At 31.4% G+C, this 13,933-nt stretch carries 15 protein-coding genes and 1 pseudogene; 5 read left to right on the top strand and 11 right to left on the bottom strand.

Annotated elements, in window-relative coordinates; all coding sequences use genetic code 11:
* The 11 genes and pseudogenes from ABJI11_RS02865 to ABJI11_RS02915 all read right to left on the bottom strand — a co-directional run.
* Window positions 1-276, bottom strand: a pseudogene (locus tag ABJI11_RS02865) (endonuclease V); the annotation flags it as partial.
* A gap of 14 nt (window positions 277-290) precedes the next feature.
* Window positions 291-1,073, bottom strand: a complete 783-nt coding sequence (locus ABJI11_RS02870; RefSeq protein ID WP_348349240.1) for an alpha-ketoglutarate-dependent dioxygenase AlkB — start codon at window positions 1,071-1,073, stop codon at window positions 291-293.
* On the bottom strand, window positions 1,073-2,290 hold the full coding sequence (locus ABJI11_RS02875; RefSeq protein WP_348349241.1) for a hypothetical protein: 1,218 nt from the start codon (window positions 2,288-2,290) through the stop codon (window positions 1,073-1,075). Before ABJI11_RS02875 ends, ABJI11_RS02870 begins: the two co-directional genes overlap by 1 nt.
* A 235-nt stretch (window positions 2,291-2,525) precedes the next feature.
* Window positions 2,526-3,494, bottom strand: a complete 969-nt coding sequence (locus ABJI11_RS02880; RefSeq protein WP_348349243.1) for a DUF2199 domain-containing protein — start codon at window positions 3,492-3,494, stop codon at window positions 2,526-2,528.
* 228 nt (window positions 3,495-3,722) lie between these two features.
* Window positions 3,723-4,103 carry a hypothetical protein gene (locus ABJI11_RS02885; protein WP_348349245.1) on the bottom strand — a complete coding sequence of 127 codons (381 nt, stop codon included), beginning with the start codon at window positions 4,101-4,103 and terminating at the stop codon, window positions 3,723-3,725.
* Between the two features lie 200 nt (window positions 4,104-4,303).
* The gene (locus tag ABJI11_RS02890; RefSeq protein WP_348349247.1) at window positions 4,304-5,251 is read right to left on the bottom strand and encodes an SH3 domain-containing protein; all 948 of its coding nucleotides are present in this window, start codon (window positions 5,249-5,251) and stop codon (window positions 4,304-4,306) included.
* A 259-nt stretch (window positions 5,252-5,510) separates the two neighbouring features.
* Complete coding sequence (locus ABJI11_RS02895) at window positions 5,511-6,092, bottom strand: hypothetical protein (protein ID WP_348349249.1); 582 nt, start codon at window positions 6,090-6,092, stop codon at window positions 5,511-5,513.
* A gap of 90 nt (window positions 6,093-6,182) precedes the next feature.
* Window positions 6,183-7,820, bottom strand: a complete 1,638-nt coding sequence (locus ABJI11_RS02900; RefSeq protein WP_348349251.1) for an ABC-F family ATP-binding cassette domain-containing protein — start codon at window positions 7,818-7,820, stop codon at window positions 6,183-6,185.
* Window positions 7,821-7,914: 94 nt separating this feature from the next.
* Window positions 7,915-8,073 carry a lmo0937 family membrane protein gene (locus ABJI11_RS02905; protein ID WP_348349253.1) on the bottom strand — a complete coding sequence of 53 codons (159 nt, stop codon included), beginning with the start codon at window positions 8,071-8,073 and terminating at the stop codon, window positions 7,915-7,917.
* A gap of 2 nt (window positions 8,074-8,075) precedes the next feature.
* Window positions 8,076-8,420 (bottom strand): hypothetical protein, encoded by a 345-nt coding sequence (locus ABJI11_RS02910; RefSeq protein WP_348349255.1) that lies wholly within the window; start codon window positions 8,418-8,420, stop codon window positions 8,076-8,078.
* A gap of 133 nt (window positions 8,421-8,553) precedes the next feature.
* Window positions 8,554-9,717: a DUF3095 family protein gene (locus ABJI11_RS02915; RefSeq protein ID WP_348349257.1), complete on the bottom strand. Its 1,164-nt coding sequence runs from the start codon at window positions 9,715-9,717 to the stop codon at window positions 8,554-8,556.
* A 258-nt stretch (window positions 9,718-9,975) separates the two neighbouring features.
* On the opposite strand from ABJI11_RS02915, the gene ABJI11_RS02920 reads away from it, so the two are divergent.
* The 5 genes from ABJI11_RS02920 to ABJI11_RS02940 all read left to right on the top strand — a co-directional run.
* Window positions 9,976-11,826: a tetratricopeptide repeat protein gene (locus ABJI11_RS02920; protein WP_348349259.1), complete on the top strand. Its 1,851-nt coding sequence runs from the start codon at window positions 9,976-9,978 to the stop codon at window positions 11,824-11,826.
* Entirely contained in the window at window positions 11,826-12,563 is a 738-nt protein-coding gene (locus ABJI11_RS02925) for a LytTR family DNA-binding domain-containing protein (RefSeq protein ID WP_348349260.1), read from the top strand. Before ABJI11_RS02920 ends, ABJI11_RS02925 begins: the two co-directional genes overlap by 1 nt.
* A gap of 98 nt (window positions 12,564-12,661) precedes the next feature.
* The gene (locus tag ABJI11_RS02930; RefSeq protein WP_348349262.1) at window positions 12,662-13,222 is read left to right on the top strand and encodes a hypothetical protein; all 561 of its coding nucleotides are present in this window, start codon (window positions 12,662-12,664) and stop codon (window positions 13,220-13,222) included.
* 64 nt (window positions 13,223-13,286) lie between these two features.
* Window positions 13,287-13,697, top strand: coding sequence for a hypothetical protein (locus ABJI11_RS02935; protein ID WP_348349264.1), 411 nt, complete (start codon window positions 13,287-13,289; stop codon window positions 13,695-13,697).
* A gap of 42 nt (window positions 13,698-13,739) precedes the next feature.
* Window positions 13,740-13,933: hypothetical protein (locus ABJI11_RS02940; RefSeq protein WP_348349266.1), on the top strand; the 194-nt coding region annotated here is incomplete at its 3' end.

A 13,933-nucleotide genomic window follows, 5' to 3' on the forward strand; every position in this document is an offset into this window, starting at 1 on the left:
AAATAAGTGCCCGCCTAAACCTAGTTTACCATTGTCATCTAAAATTACATAACTATCAACAATTATTAAATCAATTTTATCTAAACTGATTTTTTTTAATAAGCTCATTATACAAGGTAGTTCTCTTTTGTAAAATGAGCCTGGTTCATATTCGGCTACTCCTTCAATTATTTCACTATAAATCTCAATAGGTTTATCATCTTCCCATTTATTGAAAGAAACACCAACTGTTTTGGCTTTATTATCATAGTAATAAGTGTCAAATGCAATAATCATAATCGTTTTGTATTTTATATTCCTATTGGAATAATTGTATCAGCTTTACTAAGTGTATAATCTATTTTTGGATATATAAAATCAGTATTCTTATTTTCTTCTCCCCTTAATTTATAATATGCTTTTGATTGTTCTTCGTTAGCCAATTCTAATAATTTACCATTAATTAAATAAGGTAAATTATTTTTAAAATTAATAAAGGTTTTAGATTCTCGAAAAGTAATTCCAAGCCACTTATTTTCAGATTGTAATGATTTTTTTGAAGGAACTTGTTCTAATATAATCTTATGAAAAAAATTTGAATTAGCAGATGTTGAAAACAGAATAAAAGAGTTATGGGTTAGTAGAATTTCAAATTCCTCATTGGTCGTTTTATTTTTTATTTTCAGTTTTCTTATATTATGTTCTGTTAATTCACTTGGTTTTTCGTAGCAGGAAAAAAGTCCTATATAAGAGTTGTCAGCTAAATCTAAAGACTGGTCTGAATGATACTTCATTTTAGTATAACTTGAATCATAAACTTCAATCAACGCATTATTGAAATTTATAAAAGGTAAATTTTCTATATTATCATTTACAGTAGCTATAATTCTATTATGTGTCGAAGAAAAATTATGAGCTGGAATATTGTATTGAGTTGTTGTTCTAACTATAGGAATACCTTTATTACTTACTTTTATTAAATGGTTTCCTAATCTTCCTTTTCCTATATTCTCAAAATTAATATTGTTAGATAATTTATTGAAAAGGTTATGTTCAAAGGGTAAGGTTATTTTTAAAAATTCATTTTGACTCATTAGTAAATTGGTCTTTTATAATCACCAGAATTCATACTAAAATGAACTTTTCCGTAATTTACATTTTTTTCAGTTTTATTTTCTTTATAATAAGAATCTCTTAAATCCTCCATATTCTTATTATTCATAAGTTCTAAAGGGATTCGATTTCCATTTTCTTTTATGTAAGTTTTATTATCTTCATAAACAGCTTCTAAGTTTGAACAACGAATTACATAACCCATTCTAATTGGGATTTTATCTATGTTTAAAACCGAAGGTCTTATTTCGTGAGTATAAAGTCTATTTGTAGAAAGAGGAATCGAAAAAACTGAATTAGGATATAATGTTACACTAAACTCTTTTACTAAAGATTCATCATTAACTGTTTTCTTTAATTTAAAAAGAAGCCTTGTAAATCCACTTGATTTTTTATAAACTAAGTCAAATTTATCTGTTTTTGAAGGTGATAAATTCTCAAAATTGGTTTTATCATAGAAGGTACAAAAAGTAATCAGTCCTTCTTTTGACATATCCTTTGTTTTATCAGAATGTGCACTGATTTTTGCTTTTACTTCTTTTAAATTTAAATCGTTTTTTTTGTTCAAATAAATTTGAGCAAGAATATGATTTAATTCTGTCTTTTTCTCAAAATCAAACTTTATAGCTTGGTTTAATGCATTTAGTATTTGGATGTCAGTCTTTCTTAAATTATCTGTAGGTCCAGTTAAGTTACTTGAACACCTTAACAAATTAAAATGTAGAGCATCCTTTTCATCTTTAATAACTTTACTTAAATAAATTCCTTTTCTTAAAGCCATTGATTGCTTATTAGACTCTGTTAGATTCTGGAATTTATGTTCAGATTCTATTTTTGTAAAGTAATCATCATCGTCAAAAAAACGTCTATAAAAAACTCCTGCATTATGAATATTTATAGGAACTTTTCCAAGTTGAATTATAGAAAAATTATCTGTGTTCAAATGCTCATAATTTGATGATAACTCTTTAACAATAAAAACTGTTTTCGATTCGTTTTTTACATGTTCAAGATTTCCACTTATGTAAATTCTAATTTCGTTTAGAGTATTTGGAATTTCTGAAAAATCTCTCTTAACAGTACCAGAAAAATTATTTACTAAATACTGTAAATCTTCAGAGTTATCTTTTTCAGTAGATAAGTCTATTAGATAATTTTTGTTTTCTGAGATACTATTTTCAAAATCAAAATTGTTCATTGCGTTCAGAATTTTCGTGTGTTTTAAATTGTTGTCAACGGAGAGGCTATGATTAGTACGGGAATAAAAAAGCGTTTTTGTTTCCGTTTAAGCGATTAGCCGAATCTTTTTGTTTGTTTTTATTTTTTCTTTTTAAAAGCCAAATCCAGAAGATTTGGCAGACATTCTAAATATACCCAAACTTTGGCTTAAGCACTAAAAACCGTATTAATTATAGCCATTGTTGTGCAACGTTTTATTTATTCTTTAATTCTCTACATTTTTCGCAATAAACAACATCAACATCTTTTGGATAGCTAAATCTTTCCAAGTCTCTGGTCGCATTAATATTTGCCATTGGAAAAAGTTTTTTTTCTTTTTCATATGATGCCTTTGGGGTTATATCATTAACATCAACGATTTTCACAGTATCCTTTTTTAATTCAAAGTCGTGAATTGGACAATGATTAAATATTACGTAAACGTTTTCATATTCTATTTCTTCAATATTATATTCTTGCGAAAATTTATTTAGTAATTCTTCTTGCCAAAAAAACAGCTTTTCTCTCAAAGGAAACGCTTCATAAAGAGTCAAAATGAAATGAGTGTATTTATCATTTCCGACAAATTTTTTAAACTCTGTTCTAATTTGTTCATTTGTCAATTTTTGAGTTTTCTTTTTGGTTAAAGAATTGTTCATTCTTTCTATTCGCTTTTCAGCTTCCTCAATTGAAATTCCATTCTCCCAATCCGAAATCAACTTATGGTCGTTTTCGTGAGGGATAATCTCTGGTCTTATTCCGCCTTTTCTTGTGTTCACATTTACGTGAAGTCCCAAAGTGTTTTCTTGATAATCAGGAATGTCATTACTAATCATTCCGAAATAAGTTTTTTCTTCAGTATTATTCTTAAAGTCAGCCTCATATTCGTCAAAACTCTTTTCGCTTAAAGAAACCCAAACGCCGTAATCTAAATTTTCACAGGCATCATTAATTTGAATTGTCAATACAGTTCTTATAAATCTGTCAGTTTGGTCTTCGTGATTTATTACACAAAAATCACTTGAAATTTCAGCAATTTCTTTTTTGTCTTTTTCGTTTAGAGTTTCATAGTAGAAAGGTGTAATAAATCCAAGGGCTGGCAATTCATTGTGTATTTCTCCACAAGTCGAACATCTAAATTCGGTAGACTTTTGTTTTTTCTTAAAAAGGTCAAAAATCCCCATATTTCAATTCAGTTCGATTGTTTTACAAATGCTGCACAACGGTTCGGCTATGGTTTGTGCGGCGCAGAAATCCGGCGGATTTCCAGCTACGCGCTAAGCAAAAGCTTTTGGTTTTGTTTTTTTTGTTTAAAGTAAAATCTCAAAGATTTTGCGACTTCATAAATTTACACAGACCTCGGCATAAAAAACCGAAGTTTAAATTAATTATGGGCATTGTTAGCCAAAGTTTTATTTTTCAAGGTATTCGTTTATGTCGTCCATGGGAATCCATTCCTTCATTTCTGGCAATACTCTTTTATGCATAAAATCAAAAAAATCCGAATGTTCAGATTCAATAATATTCCAGCCTTTTATGTTTTGTCCGAAAGATGGATGAAAAACAATTACATGCTCCATTACTTTTTCGTTCACAATTTCAAATCCCACAAATGTGTCCATATCCTGTCTTCGTCCAAAAGTCAGAACTTCACGATTTAGTTCACACTCAATTTTAAATCGGTCGTTGATAGCAGAATTTGAATTAATGTCCGTGTCAAAATTCCAAGGAATGAATTTAGTCAAATTGAGTTTTACAAACCAATTATATGAATTAGGTATTTTATAGTTCATTTGAATCTTTGACTAGTGGCTAACGGTTAGTATAAGAATAGTAAAGGGTTAAAATGCACTTACTTTCAGATTTAGCACTTAGCCAAATTTACAATTTTACTATTATTTTTTTTTTAACCGTCAAATTGTAAATTTGGCGGACTTTGTTATATGCATCAATTTTGGGTTTGGCACTTTACCCTTATTATTTTTATACATTTTTATGTATTGTTTTTTATTTTTCCTCTGAAATATTCTTCTTTATGATACTTTTTTCTGTAAATGAATTCATTTTCATTAATCCAATAAAACTCTTCAAATTCACAAATATCATAATCCCAACCAAATTTGGTTAAATAGATAAATTTTTCATTATCTCTTTTTTGAAAAAAATAAGAAATGCATTCTTGACCTCCAAAACTTCCATTCAAACGGTAAGTGTTTTTTGGCGAAGGAATAATATATTCAGGATTTCCAATAGTTAAATCAGTTTCGCCTGTTTTAATAGAAAAACACATATCACTAGAATGTCCTCCTTCTAAAAGCAGAATATCATATTCAGGATAATAACCAGAATGACCTTCTGAAAATCCATAATCATTTCCTATTTGCGATATTCTAAGTTTTTGTCCGTTATCTGTAAATATACTTTTGATAGCGTCTTCTCTTTCGTATTCGTCTTCACTAAATTCAGTAACCCATTCTATTCGGTTTTTTAAAATTGATTTAATTGAATCAAGATTCTCAATTTTTATAGGACGATAAATAGTTTTATCTACATTTTTTAATAGTTTAAAATATTCTATTTTATTAATTTCTAAACTGTGAATTATTTCTTTGTTGTCTTGTTTTTTTAAATAAGCATCAAAAACATAACCTTCTTTTTCAAATTGCTCAATTTCTTTATTAACTAAATACCCGTAATTATTATATTTTATTTTAATAAATTGTCCTTTAATTTCTTTTCCATTATCATTTATGGTTAAATATTTATCTGTATCAGATATTTTTTCAATTAAAGTTCCAAATGGGATTTTTGCTATTTTTTTTGATGATAAACTACTTTCTGAACGAACATTTAAGCCACTTTCTGCATTTATGAAGTAATATTCTTGTCCATAAATATTAAAAGAAAAAATAGTCATTATTAACAATATAAATATCTTCATAAGGAAGTTCGGCTTTAAATAATACATAACGGTTCGGCTAAGCGTAGTGCGGAAGTAAGGAAACTTTTCGTTTCCGTCTGCGCACGAAGCTAAATCTTATTGCCCGCCCGAACGTGCCTTTTCGGTACGGGCGGGTTTTGCTTTTTCTTTTTTGCTCCAAAGCTAAATCCATAAGATTTAGCGACAATATAAATATACACAGACCTTTCGGTTTTGCCCTAAAGTCCGCATTACGTTTAGGCTGTGTTAGGCAACGTTATTAATCCAGCCCAATTACGTCCTGTCGTACTTTCCTCCTCCATTTGCCGTCATATTTCAAGTCCATAAACATAATGGTGCGCCTATTAAATTTTTCTACACATTCATATACTACAGCATCACAGCCAAAATCATAATATTTTACTTTGTATCTTTTTTCAAATCTCTTGTCCGATTTAGAATTTGCAATTGGCGCAATACCGCCCATTAAATAAAGTTTAAATCCAGTTTTTCTCAGATCCTTGGCGACCTTATCTAAGTCGCAATTGGCTGACACAACAATTGATTTGGGTTTAGTCCTTTTTGTCCATTCCGATTTGTATTCGTATTCTAGTTTTTCATAATACCCAGCTGTAATTTCCAAGATATATTTTTCCTTGTCCATTATCGGAATTAATTCAAAAACCCCTAGACTATCTGCAATTGTTCCATTCGTTGTTCCTTTTTCAAGTACATAAACTGGTCCATTTGGTTCATACTTAGTTATCGAGGAAATAACTCGTCCACGTATTGTGTCCTGAATTTGCGATAGAGCAATTTCAGAGGTTAGAAAAATGAAAATTAGCAGAAGTTTTAATTTCATCTTATAATGTTGCCTAACAATTGTATATGTGCACAATTGCACATATTTCTTATATACCTGTAATTTAAAAAATAAAAAAGAGAAAAGATTTTACTTCATCAAATTGATTTCAGCAATACTCTTAATCCTATTACGCTCTAAGAAAGCATCAATAGTTTCAAAGTGTTCAATAACGCGCTGCTCTTTGAATTCAAATACTTTTTGAGATAAGCCTTGTAGAAAATCTCTATCGTGAGATACTAGAATAAGTGTTCCATCATAAGTCGATAAAGCTTCTTTTAAAACATCTTTAGATTTAAGGTCTAAATGATTGGTAGGTTCATCTAATATTAAAAGGTTTACGGGTTCTAATAATAATTTCACCATTGCCAAACGTGTTTTTTCTCCACCGGAAAGCATGCTAACTTTTTTATCGATATCATCGCCACTAAACATGAAACGACCCAAAATATTTTTAATTTGGTTACGTATGTCCCCAAAAGCAACCTCATCTACGGTCTGGAAGATGGTTAAGTCTGGGTCTAGCAATGACGCCTGATTTTGGGCAAAGTAACCTACTTTAACATTATGACCTAACTGACAAGTGCCTTCTACGGGAATTTCGCCTAAAATGGCTTTAATCATGGTAGATTTACCTTCCCCGTTACGCCCTACAAATGAGACTTTCTCACCTCTAGCAATAGACATATTTGCATCTTTAAAAACAATATGGTCATCATAAGATTTAGAAACATCTTTTACCGTTACAGGATAATCACCAGATCTTGGAGCGGGAGGGAAGCGTAATTTTAAAGAAGAAGTATCTATTTCATCAATTTCAATGATCTCTAACTTTTCTAACATGCGTTCTCGTGATGTTACTTGATTGGTTTTAGAGTAAGTGCCCTTAAAACGTTCTATAAATGTCATATTATCGGCAATGAATTTTTGCTGCTCTTGATAGGCTTTTATTTGATGTGATCTACGGTCTTCGCGTAATTGTAAGTAATGGCTGTAGTTTGCCTTATAATCATAAATACGCCCCATAGTTACTTCAATGGTGCGGTTGGTAATATTGTCTATAAACGCCCGGTCATGAGAAATGACCATTACGGCATTGGCTTTGTTCAACAAGAAATCTTCTAACCAAATAACAGATTCTATGTCTATGTGATTGGTAGGCTCATCTAGAAGAATTAAATCTGGCTTTTGTAATAGAATTTTAGCCAATTCAATCCGCATTCGCCAACCACCACTAAATTCATTGGTTTGCCTAGTAAAATCTTCTTGTTTAAATCCTAGTCCTTTTAGTGCCTTTTCAACTTCTGCATCATAATTAACTTCATCTAGGGCATAGTATTTTTCACCAAGGTCAGATACTTTTTCTATAATGCCCATATAAGCATCACTCTCGTAATCTGTTCTAGTCTCTAGTTCTTTATTGAGCTTGTCCATTTCATCGCGCATGCTAAAAACATGCTTAAATGCCTTGGCAGCTTCTTCAAAAACAGTGCAATTATCCTCTGTCAGTAGATGTTGTGGTAAATATGCTATTACGGCGTCTTTTGGTACTCTTACATTACCACGTGTACCTTTTTGCTCACCGGCAATAATTTTCATCATGGTAGATTTACCCGCTCCGTTTTTACCCATTAGGGCAATTTTATCGGTGGGGTTTATGACGAAAGATACGTCACTGAATAGGGTGGTGCCACTGAATTCTACGGCTAGGTTATCTACTGAAATCATGCTATGAATTTAAAAATGCAAAACTAATAATAAGTTGTGGTGCTTGTTAAAAACTGCATTAAAAACTTATAGCGCTATTCTTAAAGTTTCTGATTTAGGTACTGGTCTTGTTACTCAACCAATTGTAGATTAAAAGTACTACCGCTAATAAAAGAAGAAGGTGAACCAAGGCTCCCATAACTTTAAATACAATAAAACCCAATACCCAGCTTACTACCAATGCGGCAACTAAAATGTATATTATATTTTTCATGTTTATTTGTTTAAGGTCCAGTTCATAATTTCATCATGAATCTCTTGTTCAGATTTTTCTCTTCTTTTTGCAATTTTGCTTATTAATGCTTCAACACTGTCTTGCTCTCCATTATCATCAATATCCTGTGTTTCAGGAAAATTTGACAAGTATTCATCTCTTACTGCTAACCACTGCTTTTCTAGATGTAAATCATATTTTGCCGTGGCTATTCCGCCATTGTTTACTGGTTTTCCTATGGCTTCATCTACATTTCTGTTTTTAGAAATTCCTTTGTTTTGGATTGTATCATTTTCTAAGCCGCCAGTACTTTTTGTTTTGTGAATGCTTTTATCTTCTGTAATCATTTGTATAATTTTAATTAATACTTATGACAGCAAGGTACCTACACGTGTACACATAGATTTGCTCAAATATTATATTAATTGACCTAATAAAAATGAAGATGCCATTGCTTTAAGCAATAATCAGGGGCAGAATTTATTGGGGACTTGCCTTTTTCTTGACTTTAAGCATTTTTGCTGCAGACGTGTAGCCACCTTCGGTTCCGTCTACAAAATGGGAGTGACTGGTTTTCATATCCAGTACATAGCAAGACATTACAGAAGCGTGTGTAACATGAATACCATATATAATTTTATGCTCGCTCTCTAGTTGGTCTAGGTAGTCTATAAATAAATCTATTTTGTCTTGCTCTGCGGTAAAAATAGTATTGATCATACCGTCTAGCATAAATGAGTGTGATAGTTGACCAATTTGTTTCAGGTATTGTTTTCCGCTTTTTGATAGGCTAAAGTATGCACGACCGATATTGGTCTTGATCCAATTTTTAAAGAAGTAGAACCAACTTTTATCTACAAGGCTCAATTTCATTTCTTCCCAAATTTTATATAAGCTGGTGTCTAGTTTTAGACCTTCACTCTTTATGGGTTGCCTATCTATAAATGATCCTAAGATATCATCCATTTTGGTCAGTACCTCTCTGTAAACATCTTGTTGCGCTTTTTCTTCGACGGCATCTAATAATAAGCAGACAACCTTGGCTTTGTTTTGTTCGGGATTGACTTCTTCCCATCTACACTCCATTCCCTCTAAATTCAATAAGTTTTCATTAAATTCTGAATTTGATAATTCTTTAAAATTAGATTTAATGATTTCTTCAGCTTTATGTAAACCATTGCCTAGAATTATGGGAATGGTTAGCCGTTGGGTAAGTTGGTGTTTGGCAATCTTAAGGTGACACTGTTTTGATAGCAGATCTTTTACAGGAACATAACCTACCCGTAATATCAAGTTGGTCTTTATCTTAATATGAACGCTGTAATTGTCTAGTACGGTTATTACTTTGTCAAGTAGGCTAGAGGGTATGAGAAAAGTGGCGCCGTCACCACCAAAAAAATAAGGAATTTCTATATTCTGTTTAAATTTACGAACGGTATTCAGTACGGAGATAATACTACCCGTTGCCGTTAAATTTACTTGATGATGATTACCATCTACTACCGCCTGTGTAGAATTTTGTATATCCACAACGACCACATACCAAGTTTGTGGCACATCTAAAAAGTCAGAATCACTTGCTAATAAATCTGCAAGCGGTTTTTTAGACTTCTTAAGCTCAGTATAGAATTTGGTGTTTTTCATTCACTAATAGTTACTCATATTTTACAGTGAAATTACAAGAATATTTTGTTATTCACCGGCAATTATTAAATGCTTGTGAGATAGATTGGTTTTCTTTTTTTGGCTAGAAACAATTTCTATACATCGCTTATATATTCAGTAAGGTAAGTTAATGCACATATTCTAAAACATTTAACTAAAACCAGCTAGTAAAATAGTCTCATAAACATAGATGATTCCTTATTTTAGCAGGCTCAAACCACACCCAGATTTATCAATATGCCTGTAATTCATTTGAGCTCAAGACGATTAAGTCTCTGTGCTTTTCTTTTTCTATTATTTTTTTCGTGTACTAAAGATGATACCATACGCCCAGGTATCGAAAAGAGTTTACTAGTCATAGATAGCTTAACCCATAGGCAACCGGAGCAATCTCTTTTAAAGCTTGATAGTTTATTGCAGAATACTAAGCAATTGACTACCCTAGAAGAAGCAACGTTGTTATTTAATAAGGGGGAAGCTTTATATCTAAACGATAAATATCAAGAAGCTTTTAATACCCACAGCAAATGTCTTGAGTTATTTGTAAGGTTGAACGATACATATAACGAGAGCAGAAGCTTAATTACCTTAAGTGGTGCTTCTTTACACATGGGAGATGTAGAGACTTCACAAATTTATGCGTTAAAAGCTTTGAGTTTGGGACAATTATTAGGTGATAAGCGCATTGAGGGCAAAGCATATAATCAGCTGTTTAAACTTCATTTTCAGCTTAAAGATTATGATAAAGCCTTAACATACGTACGGGCAACGGACAGCCTTTTTGCTATTGGTAATGATACTACCTCTATTATTGCCATTAAGGGGAACATGGCAAGCGTTTACCTAAAGCTAAAGGAATATAATAAAGCGTTAACCAGTTTTTCTGAGGCTATGACCCTAACGCAGTCTCAAAAGGATCCCAAAACCATGGTCAGTATTTTAAATAATATAGGGTATACCTATATAGAGGCTGGCGAGTATAATAGCGCAGAAAAGTTTTTAAGAGGTTCTGCTACCTTGAACAAGAATATAAAAGCTATCAATGCCGCACCTTACAAAGGCTTAGGTAATTTGTATCTGTTACAATCAGAAAATGACTCGGCAAAGGTAAATTATGAAAAAGCATTACAGATTTATACTGCTAATCATAATCAAAAAGAAGAAATTGAGGTCATGGATAAATTGATTGCGATTTCTATTATGAACGGTAATTATACTACCGCACTAGACCACCAAATAGTTAGAGATAGCTTACAATTAAATGTGAGTACTTTAGAAAAAGACAGGTTGTTAAACTTTGCGAACGTAAATTATGAAGTAAAGCAGAAAGAGACAGAAATTAACCATCAGAAAGAAATTAATAGTAGAAATCAATTGCTATTGGCAAGTGCGGTTATGCTCTTTGTTCTAATACTCATTGCTACGGGCTTCTATATCTACAACACCAAATTGAAAGCGGCGAATAAAGCATCTAATCTAGAGCAGAGCCTTTTGCGGGTACAAATGAATCCGCATTTTATATTTAACACGCTGGCGGCTATTCAGAATATAACTTTAGAAGGTAATCCTATAAAATCATCGAACTACATTGCGCGTTTTTCTAAACTTATTAGGCAAAATTTCGACTATGTAAGAAAGGAGTCCATTACCCTTGATAAAGAGGTTTCTATGATTAAAAACTACATAGAAACCCAACAATTACGCTTTAACAATATTTTTACCTATGCTGTTGAAGTTGAAGATGAAATAGATATCAACACTATACAAGTGCCACCAATGTTATTGCAACCTTTTGTGGAGAATGCTATAGAATACGGTTTAAAAGAAAAAAAAGAGGGTGGCGAACTTCTTCTTAGAATAGAAAAGGATGTTGAAGGGCTGTTATTCGTTATCCTAGATAATGGTTTGGGTAGATCTGCAAAAGCAAAGAAAGAAAAGCTGACCGAAGAATTACATGCTACAACTATATTTTTAGAGCGTCTAAAAATGAGAAAGAAGGGAGAGGAAAAATCTTTTGTAATTAAGGATCTCTTTGACGAACACAATAATCCTACTGGTACCAAAGTATATTTTAAATTGAAACTCTAATGATAAAGGCAGTTATAATAGAAGATGAGTTTAATGCGCTTAATACTTTAGACAAGCTCATTACATACACTCAAAAAGATATTGACGTCATAGCTAAAATAGATAATGTTGAAGAGGCTACAACGTTTCTAAAAGCGAACAACTCTGATCTTGTTTTTTTAGATATTGAGCTTATAGGTGGTAACGCCTTTCAGATATTAGAGTCTTTAAACAGTATAGCTTTTAAAATTATTTTTACTACCGCCTATGATGAGTTTGCAATTAAAGCGATAAAATTTGATACTATAGATTACTTATTAAAGCCTATAGATTCTGAAGAGCTATCTGCTTGCATTGATCGGTTTAGAGTAGGGTTCAAAAAAGAACTGGTATATAAAAATGCTATAGAGAAGGTGTCTGAATTTGATGAAAAAGAAATACAAAAAACTTTATTGATCAAAACTGCCGATGCACAGTATTTTTTACAAATAGCAGATATTGTTCGCTGCCAGTCAGATGGTGCCTATACCATTTTTCATACTACTGATAAGAAAATAATGAGCGCTCGTAATCTAAAATATTATGAAAACATATTAAGTGAACACACTTTTGTTCGTGTTCATCAATCTCATTTGGTGAATGTAAAATACATAAAGGCAGTGAATGCCAATAATACTGTTCGTCTTTCTAATGATGAAACCATACCGGTAGCTACACGTAAAAAATCGTATTTAAAACAGATATTAGATACTTTGTAACGGCAGATATAAAACAGAGGTACGCACTTATAAAACGAATTTAAAATCTACGAATTCAAGCTATAGTTTTGAGGTAAATAATAACTCAAAAAAATAATATGGCAAATAGAGCATATCTCTATAGTGGAGATAAAGAATTAAAGAAACTTAGAGATCTTTCAGAGTCTGGACATCCAATTCCTCTTATTTATAAAATAGTTCTTGGTTGTGATACCAAAATGACTGAATCAAGAACATGGGAATATGATGAGGCTCCAATTGCAATTCAAGGAGATTTTAAAAAAGGAATTGAGAAACTATACCAATTCTTAGATTACCTAAAAACACAACCTATAGATGTACAATCAGTAGATTCTTGTAAAAATGAAACTATAGAGTTTTTTAGTAATAACCCAGATAGGCAACTAGATTTATTTTTTCTAGAAGCAGGAGAAATTTTTTCTCTTACGGGTGACATTGAACCAATTGGAGATCAAAACAAATGGCTTTTCAATGAAATTAATAAAATATCAGAAGATATTTCTGAGATTTTAAAAAACAAACCTGAAAATGTTTTTGAAGCTTTTGATTCTTATTGGTTAAAAACAATAAAAGAAGATATAGAGGTCATTACGCCATATTGGACACACGTAGTTTACAATTCATTCAACAAATCATAATACTTTATAACTATAACTAAAAAACATGCTAATGTTTTTTAGCTAAATATTAAAACTATATATCATGGGATTAAAAGAAAATCGTTTTACAAAAACCTTTCAAGAAGAACAATTTCCAGAGTTAAAAGCTCAGGTTATTGAAGCCGCAACGTTTGATGTTCCTTTAAACATTGAATGGGAAACTTTATTTGAAGATCGCTTTATGCATCTTTACAATGACTCTTATCCAAAAATTTATTTTTTACCGCTTATAGCTGCTTTAAAATCTATTACTGCAGATGATATGGGTAAAGAGGCTTTAGCAGAAAGTTTAAAAGAAATACGTATTACAAACACCAAAGACCACCACAACCCTAGGAACGGATTTACTTTTTCTGACGGAATATTAACTATTGATCATAGCCCTATTTTAAATGCAGATAACGTTGAAGAGCGTACTACTGTATTGTCAGAATTATTAGAAAATAATTTGTAGGCACCATTTACAACTAAAGTGAAATTGGTTAAAAATATAGCTATGTTCAAATTCATTACAGGTGTTATTGTTATTGCTGTTTTATTGTTTGTGGTAAGTTTTAAATTGTCTGATGTAAAAGCAAAAAAGGAATTTGAAGCACATCTGAGTCAATATCATAACAACAAGTATGAAATTCTAACTTTTGAAAGAAACTTTAATGTTACCAACATGAACCCCAATTTATATTGGGTAGA

Origin of the sequence: Maribacter sp. (assembly GCF_039968975.1) — a bacterium.
GTDB lineage: Bacteria > Bacteroidota > Bacteroidia > Flavobacteriales > Flavobacteriaceae > Maribacter.